This is a genomic window from Brevundimonas sp. BR2-1 (assembly GCF_037626195.1).
Classification (GTDB): Bacteria; Pseudomonadota; Alphaproteobacteria; order Caulobacterales; family Caulobacteraceae; genus Brevundimonas.
In genome coordinates this window covers 281,139-290,678 of record NZ_JARKMV010000002.1, presented here as the reverse complement: position 1 = coordinate 290,678, position 9,540 = coordinate 281,139, and the positions used below count along the sequence as shown (strand labels likewise).

Annotated in this window: 7 protein-coding genes; 5 read left to right on the top strand and 2 right to left on the bottom strand. The window is 71.7% G+C overall.

Annotated features, from left to right (window positions below; all coding sequences use genetic code 11):
- Positions 1-81 precede the first annotated feature (81 nt).
- From murD to BrevBR_RS10905, 4 genes are read left to right on the top strand one after another with little or no spacing between them, the layout of a single operon-like run.
- A complete protein-coding gene (gene murD, locus BrevBR_RS10920; RefSeq protein WP_340000961.1) occupies positions 82-1,458 on the top strand; it encodes a UDP-N-acetylmuramoyl-L-alanine--D-glutamate ligase in 1,377 nt (458 codons plus the stop codon).
- Positions 1,452-2,630 (top strand): putative lipid II flippase FtsW, encoded by a 1,179-nt coding sequence (ftsW, locus tag BrevBR_RS10915; RefSeq protein WP_340001192.1) that lies wholly within the window; start codon positions 1,452-1,454, stop codon positions 2,628-2,630. Before murD ends, ftsW begins: the two co-directional genes overlap by 7 nt.
- Positions 2,631-2,637: 7 nt before the next feature.
- Positions 2,638-3,723, top strand: coding sequence for an undecaprenyldiphospho-muramoylpentapeptide beta-N-acetylglucosaminyltransferase (murG, locus tag BrevBR_RS10910; RefSeq protein WP_340000959.1), 1,086 nt, complete (start codon positions 2,638-2,640; stop codon positions 3,721-3,723).
- Between the two features lie 57 nt (positions 3,724-3,780).
- The gene (locus tag BrevBR_RS10905; RefSeq protein ID WP_332640111.1) at positions 3,781-4,899 is read left to right on the top strand and encodes a mechanosensitive ion channel family protein; all 1,119 of its coding nucleotides are present in this window, start codon (positions 3,781-3,783) and stop codon (positions 4,897-4,899) included.
- Here BrevBR_RS10905 and BrevBR_RS10900 read toward each other — a convergent pair.
- Positions 4,868-5,326 carry a surface-adhesin E family protein gene (locus BrevBR_RS10900; RefSeq protein WP_340000958.1) on the bottom strand — a complete coding sequence of 153 codons (459 nt, stop codon included), beginning with the start codon at positions 5,324-5,326 and terminating at the stop codon, positions 4,868-4,870. The genes BrevBR_RS10905 and BrevBR_RS10900 overlap by 32 nt on opposite strands.
- 59 nt (positions 5,327-5,385) lie before the next feature.
- Between BrevBR_RS10900 and BrevBR_RS10895 the strand changes: the two genes are divergently transcribed.
- Positions 5,386-6,099, top strand: a complete 714-nt coding sequence (locus BrevBR_RS10895; protein ID WP_340000957.1) for a WecB/TagA/CpsF family glycosyltransferase — start codon at positions 5,386-5,388, stop codon at positions 6,097-6,099.
- On the opposite strand, the gene smc is transcribed toward BrevBR_RS10895, so the two are convergent.
- Complete coding sequence (gene smc, locus BrevBR_RS10890) at positions 6,096-9,536, bottom strand: chromosome segregation protein SMC (RefSeq protein WP_340000956.1); 3,441 nt, start codon at positions 9,534-9,536, stop codon at positions 6,096-6,098. The two genes, BrevBR_RS10895 and smc, sit on opposite strands and share 4 nt — an antisense overlap.
- Positions 9,537-9,540 lie beyond the last annotated feature (4 nt).

Here is a 9,540-nt window from a genome sequence, read left to right as displayed (position 1 = left end):
CCGTCCGGGGCTCGCCGTCTGCCGGACACGCGCACGACGTCTGATCCTCGGGTCAAGCCCGAGGATGACGGGGGTGGCGGCATGATCCCCGTTCCCGGTTTCGAAGGGCGGCGCATCGCGGTCTTCGGCCTGGGACGGTCGGGACTGACGGCCGCGCGCGCGCTGAAGGCGGGCGGAGCGTTGCCGATTCTGTGGGACGACAGCGTCTCCAGCCGGATGCAGGCCGAAGCGGAAGGGTTCGCGGTCGAGGACCTGACGGCGGCCGACTGGTCGGGGTTCGCGGCGCTGGTGCTGTCGCCGGGCGCGCCGCTGACGCATCCCAAGCCGCACTGGACCGTGGACAGGGCGAAGGCGGCGGGCGTCGAGGTGATCGGCGACATCGAACTGTTCGCGCGGGCGATCGCGGCCCTGCCCGAGGCGGCGCGTCCGAAGGTGGTCGCCATCACCGGGACCAACGGCAAATCGACCACGACGGCCCTGATCGGCTGGGTGCTGAAACAGGCGGGGCTGACCGTCCATGTCGGCGGCAACATCGGCATCGGCGTGCTGGCCCTGCCTGCCCCGACGCCTGATGCGGTCTATGTGATCGAGGTGTCGAGCTATCAGCTGGACCTGACGACCCGCTTTGCGCCGGACGTGGCGATCCTGACCAACGTCAGCCCGGACCATCTGGACCGGCACGGCGGCATGGAGGGGTATGTCGCGGCCAAGGCGCGGATCTTCCAGGCTCAGGGGCCGGACGGGCTGGCGCTGGTGGGCGTGGATGAGAACTGGGGGCGGTCGGTCGCCGAGCGGCTGGGACGCGCCCGGACCGTCAGCACAACGGGATCGACCGCCGATATCATGGCCGGAGGCGGCAAGCTGCAGGCTGCCGAGGGAGTCAGTATTGATCTCGCCGCGGCCCGCTCACTGCCGGGCCGCCACAACGCCCAGAACGCCGCCTTCGCCTGGGCCGCCGCCCGCGCCCTTGGCGTTAGCCATAACGCCGCCGTCGAGGGCCTGATGACCTTCCCCGGCCTCGCCCACCGGATGGAGGAGGTCGCACGCCTCGGCCGCGTCCGCTTCGTCAACGACTCCAAGGCCACCAACGCCGACGCCGCGCGGCAGGCGCTGGCCAGCTATGAGCGCAGCTTCTGGATCGCCGGGGGTCGCGCCAAGGCGGGCGGGATCGACGATCTGGAGGACCTGTTCCCGCGCGTGGTCGAGGCCTTCCTGATCGGCGAGGCGGCGGGGCCGTTCGCCGCCCGGCTGGGCGAGACTCCGCACCGGATCAGCGGCGACATGGCCAGCGCCGTGAAGGCCGCCGCCGAGGCCGCCGCCGCGACCGGCCGCGACGAGGTGGTGCTGCTCTCGCCCGCCGCCGCCAGCTTCGACCAGTATCCCGACTTCGAGGCGCGGGGCGAGGCGTTCCGCGCCGCCGTCCTGGCGCTGGGCGCGACCCCCGCGAGCGCATCATGACCGACTACAGCCCCGCCTTTTCGCGCAACGACCAGAGCCCCATCGCGAAATGGTTCTGGACCGTCGACCGCGGCCTGCTGGCGGCGGCGCTGACGCTGGTGGCGCTGGGGGTGTCGCTGAGCTTCGCTTCCAGCCCGGCGGCCATTCTGGCGGACCAGTCGATCAGCGACCCCTTCCACTATTCCTGGCGGATGATCGTCTGGGCCTCGGGCGGAACGGTGCTGATGCTGCTGGCCTCGCTGCTGTCGCCAAGAGGGGTGAGACGGATCGCCCTGCTGTTCCTCCTTGGCGCCGTCGTCGTCATGGCCGCCCTGCCGTTCATCGGAAACGAGGTGAAGGGGGCGGCGCGCTGGGTCAACCTGGGGCCGTTCAGCCTGCAGCCGTCCGAGTTCGCCAAGCCCAGCCTGATCGTCTTCGCCGCCTGGATGTTCTCCGAGGCCCAGAAGGGGCAGGGGGTGCCGGGCGTCAGCATCGCCTTCGGGGCCTGGGCCCTGACCGTCGGCCTGCTGCTGATCCAGCCCGACATCGGCCAGACCCTGCTGATCACCACCACCTTCATGGCCGTCTTCTTCATGGCCGGGGTGCCGCTGAAATGGGTCGCGGCCCTGGCCGCCGCCGGGATGGCGGGGGTGGTCGGCCTGTATTTCACCTTCAGCCACATGCGGGACCGTCTGAGCCGCTTCCTGTCGCCCGAAACGACAGACACCCACCAGATCGACCGGGCCTCCGAGGCCATCCGCGCCGGGGGGCTGGTCGGACGGGGGGTCGGCGAGGGGGTGATGAAACGGTCGGTGCCCGACCTGCACACCGACTTCATCTATTCCGTCGGAGCCGAGGAGTTCGGCCTGGTGCTGTCGCTGGCCATGATCAGCCTCTACGCCTTCATCGTCGTGCGAGGGATGCGGCGGGCCATGAAGCTGACCGATCCGTTCGAGCAGACGGCGGCGGCGGGCCTGTTCATGCTGATCGGCCTGCAGGCCTGCATCAACATCGCGGTGAACCTGAACCTGATCCCGACCAAGGGGATGACCCTGCCCTTCATCAGCTATGGCGGCTCCTCCATGCTGGCCATGGGCCTGACCATGGGTCTGGCCCTGGCCTTGACCCGCCGCCGCCCCGGCGCCTACGAGCCGGGGGCCAGCCTGCCGCAGGGCCGGCGCATCCTGCCCTAGGACCGCCATGTCGTCGAAAGTCTGCGTCGTCGCCGCCGGGGGGACCGGCGGCCATATGTTCCCCGCAGAGGCCCTGTCGCGCGAGCTTGCGGCGCGGGGCTGGCGAATCGTGCTGGCCACCGACCATCGCGGCGAGGCCTACGCCCACAACTTCCCGGCCGAGGAGCGGATCGCCCTGGACGCCGCCACCGGGCGCGGGCCGATCGGCATGGTGAAGGCGGGCGCAGCCATCGCGCGGGGGGTGCTGACGGCCCGCAAGGCGCTGAACCGGCTCGACGCGGCGGTGGTGGTCGGCTTCGGCGGCTATCCGTCGGCGCCGGCCCTGATCGCGGCGCTCAGCCAGCGGCGGCCGACCCTGGTGCACGAACAGAACGCGGTGCTGGGACGCACCAACCGCTGGCTGGCGCCGTATGTGGGCGCGATCGCCTCGTCCTTTCCCGATCTGCAGAAGGTTCCGCAAGGGCTGGGCGCGCGCGTGTCGCTGGTGGGCAATCCGGTGCGGCCGGACATCCGCGCCCTCCATGACCGCGTCTGGAGCCCGCCCGCCGCGGACGGCCCCATCCATGTGCTGGTCACCGGCGGCAGTCAGGGCGCCCGTATCCTGGCCGAGACGGCGCCCCGGGCTCTGGCGGCCCTGCCCGAGGCGATCCGCGCCCGGCTGAAGGTGCAGCAGCAGTCGCGGGCCGAAACGCTGGAGGCGGCGCAGCAGATCTATCTCGAGGCCGGGATCCAGGCCGAGATCGCGCCCTTCTTCCGCGACATGGCCCACCGGCTGTCGGCGGCGCATCTGGTCATCGGCCGGGCGGGAGCCTCCACCTGCTCCGAACTGGCCGTGGCGGCCGTGCCCTCTCTGCTGATTCCGCTGAAGATCGCCATGGACGACCACCAGCGGTTCAACGCCCTCAGCCTAGCCGAGGCGGGCGGGGCCGAGGTGATGCTGGAAGACGAGGTGACGGTTCAGGCCCTGGCGGCGGCGCTGTTGCCGCTGCTGTCCGATCCGGGCCGCCTGTCAGCGATGAGCGCCGGCGCGCGGTCCGCCGCCCTGCCGAACGCGACGCGGGCGCTGGCGGACATGGTGGAAGCCGCCGTCTGAGCCGTTCGGGGGGCGGCGCGGTCGCCGTCCCATCGCGTTCGGGCTATACCGGGCGTCATGCCGGCCTTCGTCAACGACCTGACCCGCGAGATATTCCGCCTCTGGCGCGAGTTCTACTGGTTGCCGGAATGGGCGGTCGTCACCGTGATTCTGGTCGGCTTCGTCTTCGTCGGATGGGCCGCGAACCAGCTCGTGTTCGCCCTGCTGAAACTGGCGGTGCGCGAGCGAGACGTATTCTGGCGCGGTCTGGTGGGACGCGCGCGGCTCAAGGTGCGGATCGCCGTGATGATCGCGGCCCTCGCCCTGGCGGTGACGGTGTCGCCGCTCGACCCCGGCCCCTCCCTGATCCTGCGCCAGACCCTGCTGTTCGGCTTCATCCTGACCATGGGGTGGATGCTGATCGGCGCCTCGGACATGTGGGCCGTAGTCTATCTGCGGCGCTTCAACATGGCCGAGGAGGACAACCTTCTGGCCCGCAAACACGTCACCCAGGCGCGGATTCTCCAGCGCGTGGCGGCCCTGCTGATCGGCATCGTGACCCTCGGTCTGGCCCTGCTGACCATCAGCGCGGTGCGCCAGTGGGGCATGAGCCTGCTGGCCTCCGCCGGGGTGGTCGGCATCATCGCCGGTTTCGCCCTCCAGCCGCTGCTGACCAATATGATCGCCGGGGTGCAGATCGCCACGGACCAGCCGATCCGCCTCGACGACGCGGTGATCGTGGAAGGGGAGTGGGGCACGATCGAGGAGATCACCTCCACCTATGTGGTGGTCAAGCTGTGGGACTGGCGGCGGATGATCCTGCCGCTGACCTATTTCATCAGCAAACCGTTCCAGAACTGGACGCGGGAGACGGCGCGCCTGATCGGAACGGCCTTTCTGTACGTGGACTATGAGGCGCCGATGGACCGGCTGCGCGGCGAGCTTGAGCGCATCTGCCGCGAAAGCCCGCTGTGGGACGGGGACGTGGTCAACCTTCAGGTGACCGAGATCACCGACCGCGTCGCCCAGGTCCGCTGCCTGGCCAGCGCCCGCAACGCTCCGACGGCCTTCGATCTGCGCTGCGAGATCCGCGAGAAGATGCTCGCCTTCATGCGCGACCGGTGCCCGGAAGCCCTGCCCAGGGACCGGCTGGCGCTGGAGCGGACTATCCGGCCAGAGCCGCCCGTCCGATCCTGACCGCATCCGCCAGATTGTCGGCGTCCGCCTCGCCCGCCGAGGCCGGATCGCAGGCGACGGCCAGCAGTTCGGCGGCGTCTCCGCCGGGCGCCGCCGCATAGGCCGGGGCCGGATCGGACGTCGAGGGCCCCTCGGCCCCGCCTTCGCGCACCGAGGCGAAATCCAGCCGGTCGGCGGTGCGGGCCGCGCAGTCGAAGCTCCACCACGACCAGCCTCCCCAGTAAGTCTGCCCTCCGGCCTGGAAGTCTTCTTCCGTCACCTGCAGGCTGCGCATCCGGACCCGGTCGCCGTCGCGCGAGATGGTCGACAGGTCGGCCAGCACCGCGAACCGGCCCACGCCGGTCAGGACCAGCCGGGGGCCCTGCTGGGCGCTGGCGGGCGCGGCCAGCAGGGAGGCGGCCAGAATAGCGGGCAGGGCGGCTTTCATACGCCATCGTAACCGCGTGTTGACGGCGGCGCGACTAGTCTCGCGCCATGACGCGCTTCATGACGCTCGACTTCGCCGGCGGGGAACGGTCCACGATGCTGGACCGCGTCATCGGCATGGCGCGCCAACCCTACGGCTATGTCGTCACGCCCAATGTCGACCACGTGATCAAGCTGATGGACGGCCGCGTGCCGCGAGACGTCTATGAGGGGGCCGATCTGAAGATCTGCGACAGCCGGATCCTCGCCCATCTGGCGCGGCTGCGCGGCGTCCGCCTCCCGGTCTATCCAGGGTCGGACATGACCACCGACCTGTTGGCCTCGCCCGCCGCCGAGGGCCTGGCCATCGCCGTCTTCGGTCCGGACCGCGCGGCCTTCGACGATCTGGCCGCCCGCTACCCCCGCCAGGATTTGCGCTGGATCGAGGCTCCCATGCTGACGCCCGGAACGCCCGGCTGGACAGCCGCCGTGAAGGTCGCGGCGAAGGCCGACTGGGATATGCTGCTGGCCTGCGTCTCCTTTCCCAAACAGGAACTGTTCGCCCACGCCCTCCGCGCCGCCGGGCGGAAGACGGGGGTCACCCTCTGCGTCGGCGCTTCGGTGGACTTCCTGACCGGCCGCCAGCAGCGGGCCCCGCGCATCTTCCAGCAGCTGTCGCTTGAGTGGCTGCACCGCCTGCTCAGCCAGCCTCGCCGCATGTTCCGCCGCTATGTCATCGAGGGGCCGGCGATCTTCGCATGGTTCGTGCGGACCGAGCTTCTGGGCTCGCGCTAGGCCGCGACGATCTCTTCCGCCTGGCTCAGATCCACGCTGACCAGTTGGCTCACCCCGCGCTCGGGCATGGTCACGCCGTATAGCCTGTCCATCCGGCTCATGGTCACCGGATTGTGGGTGATGACGATGAAACGGGTGTCCGTCCGCTTCCGCATCTCGTCCAGCATGCGGCAGAAGCGGTCGACGTTGGCGTCGTCCAGCGGGGCGTCGACCTCGTCCAGCACGCAGACGGGGGCCGGATTGGCGAGGAAGACGGCGAAGATCAGGGCTGCGGCCGTGAGAGCCTGTTCGCCACCCGACATCAGGCTCATCACCGCCAGACGCTTGCCGGGCGGGCAGGCGTAGATCTCAAGCCCCGCCTCGAGCGGATCGTCGCTCTCGACCAGTTTCAGCTCGGCCTGGCCGCCGCCGAACAGGGCCTCGAACAGGCTCTTGAAATTGTCGTTGATGACGTCGAACGCCGCGACCAGCCGCTCGCGGCCCTCGGCGTTCAACTCGTCGATGCCGTCGCGCAGTTTGGCGATCGCGGACGTCAGGTCCGAGCGCTCGACCTTCATGGTGTTCAAGCGGTCGCCGTATTCGACGGCCTCGTCCTCGGCCCGCAGGTTGACGGCGCCCAGGGCCTCGCGCTCGCGCTCCAGTCCGAACAGCAGGCTTTCGGCGCCCGCGGCGTCTGGCGGGCGGGCGATGGCGTCGTCGGTCAGCTTCTGGCCCAGTTCCTCCGGCGACATCTGGGCGGTCTCGCGCACATTGGCCGTCGCCTCGGCCAGCCGTTCGGCGGCGGCCTCCGACCGCGCCGCCAGCCCCGCCCGCGCCTCGCGCGCCGTGGAGGCCGCAGCTTCCGCCGCCCGCGCCGCCCGGTCGGCCTCGGCGGCCGCGCCCTCGGCCGTGGCCAGAGCGTCGCCCGCCGCCTTGCGCCGGGTTTCGGCGGCGGTCAGGGCGTCCAGCAGGGACGACCGCTGCGCCGCCAGCTGTTCCGGCGCATCCGCCGCCTGTTTGAGCCGCTGCGCCGCCTTCTCCGCATCCTTTTCCAGCGCGCCGATGCGGGCCGTGGCGTCCTTCGCCCGCGCGGCCCAGCCGTCCCGTTCCCGGGTCAGCCCGTCCAGCCGCGACTGCCGTCCGGCCACCTCACGCGCTTCCGCGTCGCGTTCCACCCGCGCCGTGGCCGCCGCGCCTCGTGCGGCATCCGCCGCCGTGCGGGCCGCCGTCAGTTCGGCGCGCAGGCCGTCGAGGGTTTCGGAGGGGGCGTCGGACCCCTGCGCCTCGGCCAGAGCCGCCTGCGCCGCCTCGACCTCGGTCGTCAGCCGCGCCACCGTTTCGTCCAGCGCCTGGGCGCGGGCCTCCTTGCGGGCCTGTTCGCGGGCGAGGGCCTCGACGCGGTCGCGGGCGGCCGTGACGGCCTTGTCCAGCGGGAAAGGGGCGGCGCGGGCGGTCTTCACCGCCTCCTCGGCGGCGCGGAAGGCTTCGGTCGCGGCCTTCTGCGCGGCCTGCGCCTCGTCCAGCGCCGGCTTTCCGGCGTCTATCTCGGCTTCCAGCTCCGACAGACGGGTGCGTTGGGCCAGACGGACGGCGGCGGGGCGCGGGGCCTCGGCGCGCTGCACGAAACCGTCCCAGCGCCACAGGTCGCCCTCGCGCGTCACCAGCCGGGCGCCGACGGGCAGGGCCTTGGCCAGCCGCTCGATCTCGCCCGCTGACGCCACGCCGCACAGGGCCAGACGGGCGGTCAGCTGTTCCGGGGCCGAGACGTGGTTCGCCAGCGGCTCCACGCCCGTGGGCCATGTCGGCGAAGGAACCTCGGCCCCGGCCCAGTATGCCGCGGCCCGCGCATCCAGCGCCGCGTCCAGATCATCGCCCAGCGCGGCCGCCAGGGCGGCCTCATAGCCCTTGTCAGCCTGCACCCGATCCAGCGCCGGGGCATGATCGCGTCTGCCGGGCGCCAGCAGCTGCGCCAATCCGCGCGCCTCGGTCTGCAGCCGGCCCAGCCGGTCTTCGGCCGTTCGGACCGCCGTTCGGGCCTCGGCCTCGGCCCGGGCGCGGTCGCCGCGCTCTGTCTCGGCCGCCTCGACCGCCGCCCGCGCAGCGGCCAGTTCGGCCTGGGCCGTTTCCAGCGCCTTGGTCGCCGCCTCGATCTCGGGCCCGGCCAGCGGTCCCAGTCCCGCGCGTTCGGCTTCGGCGGAGGACAGCTGGGCCTCGGCCCGCGCGACCCGCGCCTCGGCGTCGCGCTTGCGGGCGCTTTCGGCGTTGACCCGGGCCTCGACCGAGGCCACCGCCCCGGCGACGCGCTCGACCTCGGCGTCTGCGGCCTTGCGCGCGTCTTCTGCCACGGCCAGGGCGGCTTCCAGTTCCGGGCCGCGGCCCGGGGCGGCGGCGATCTCGGCGGTCAGGATTTCAAGCGCTGCGCCCAGCCGGGCCAGTTCGCCCTCTGCATCGCCGGCCATGGCCGTTTCGCGTTCGATGTCGGCGGCGATACGCGTCGTCTCGGCCGTCAGCCGCTCGACCTCGGCCCGCGCCGCCTGCTCGGCCATGTCCAGCCGGTCGCGTTCCAGCGAGGCGCGGTGCAGCAGGGCGCCGGCGACGGCGTCCTCCTCGCGCGCCGGCTTCAGCGCTTCCTGGGCGCCGAGCGCGGCGGTCTGGGCCCGGCTGGACGCGGTCGTCGCCTCCAGCACCGCCCGGTCTGCCTGGGCCAGCTCCGCGGCGGCGGCCTCTGCGGCGACGCGAGCGTCGTTCCAGCGCACGAACAACAGGGCGGCCTGCAGGGCGCGGATCTCGGCGGAAATCTTCTTGTAGCGCTCGGCCTGCCGGGCCTCGCGCTTCAGCCGCGACAGGGCCGTCTCCAGCTCGCGGCCGATATCGTCCAGCCGTTCGAGGTTGGCCTCGGCCGCCTTGAGGCGAAGCTCCGCCTCGTGGCGGCGGGTGTGCAGGCCGGCGACGCCGCCCGCCTCCTCAAGGATGCGGCGGCGGTTCTGGGGCTTGGCGGCGATCAGTTCGCTGATCTGGCCCTGACGGACGAGGGCGGGGGAGTTGGCGCCTGTCGAGGCGTCGGCGAACAGCAGCTGGACGTCGCGGGCCCGCACCTCCTTGCCGTTGATGCGGTAGGTCGAGCCCTGGCCCCGGTCGATGCGGCGCGACACTTCCAGCATCGGGCTGTCGGTAAAGGGCTGGGGCGCCCGGCGCTGGGCGTTGTCGATGGTCAGCTGGACTTCAGCATGGTTGCGCGGCGGACGGTCGGCGGCGCCGGCGAAGATGACGTCGTCCATACCCTGACCGCGCATCGCCTTGGCCGAATTGGCGCCCATGACCCAGCGAAGGCCTTCCAGCACATTGGACTTGCCGCAACCATTGGGGCCGACCACGCCGGTCAGGCCGGATTCGATATGCACCTCGGCCGGGTCGACGAAGGACTTGAAGCCCACGAGCCGGAGGCGCTGGAACTGCATGGGT

Bases quoted from the DNA above. Each gene is read 5' to 3' on its own strand.
- BrevBR_RS10895 (WP_340000957.1), top strand. From the start codon at position 5,386: ATGACGCTCGACTTCGCCGGCGGGGAACGGTCCACGATGCTGGACCGC.
- BrevBR_RS10905 (WP_332640111.1), top strand. From the start codon at position 3,781: ATGCCGGCCTTCGTCAACGACCTGACCCGCGAGATATTCCGCCTCTGG.
- smc (WP_340000956.1), bottom strand. From the start codon at position 9,536: ATGCAGTTCCAGCGCCTCCGGCTCGTGGGCTTCAAGTCCTTCGTCGAC.
- murG (WP_340000959.1), top strand. From the start codon at position 2,638: ATGTCGTCGAAAGTCTGCGTCGTCGCCGCCGGGGGGACCGGCGGCCAT.
- murD (WP_340000961.1), top strand. From the start codon at position 82: ATGATCCCCGTTCCCGGTTTCGAAGGGCGGCGCATCGCGGTCTTCGGC.
- BrevBR_RS10900 (WP_340000958.1), bottom strand. From the start codon at position 5,326: ATGAAAGCCGCCCTGCCCGCTATTCTGGCCGCCTCCCTGCTGGCCGCG.